The 271-nt window shown below is 64.9% G+C and carries 1 protein-coding gene; it reads left to right on the top strand.

What is annotated here, in order from left to right; all coding sequences use genetic code 11:
- The first annotated feature begins 68 nt into the window (after positions 1-68).
- Positions 69-245 carry a hypothetical protein gene (locus tag SB816_RS31825; protein ID WP_014725102.1) on the top strand — a complete coding sequence of 59 codons (177 nt, stop codon included), beginning with the start codon at positions 69-71 and terminating at the stop codon, positions 243-245.
- Positions 246-271 lie beyond the last annotated feature (26 nt).

Raw genomic sequence — 271 nt, 5'->3', positions numbered from 1 at the left:
ATCGTGTTCGGCCTGTGGAAGGACCGCGCCGTCGACGGGCTCACCTATCAGGAGGCACTGCGTTCAGAATGGTAAAAGCGATCATCGACACCCGTTACGTCACCGCATGCCGGAGCCGCCGGCTTGCGGCCGACGCTCGTCCCGCACGGCTTCGGCCGCCGCATGCCGGCACCGTGTTCGGTCTCTGGAAAACGCGCGCGCTCGACGGGCTCGCGTATCAACAGGCGTTGCGCGCGGAATGGTGAATGCCCTCTTCGACACCAACATCCTG

It is taken from the genome of Achromobacter sp. SIMBA_011 (assembly GCF_046535435.1).
Lineage (GTDB): Bacteria > Pseudomonadota > Gammaproteobacteria > Burkholderiales > Burkholderiaceae_B > Achromobacter > Achromobacter dolens.
This window is presented reverse-complemented; position numbering and strand designations above follow the sequence as displayed.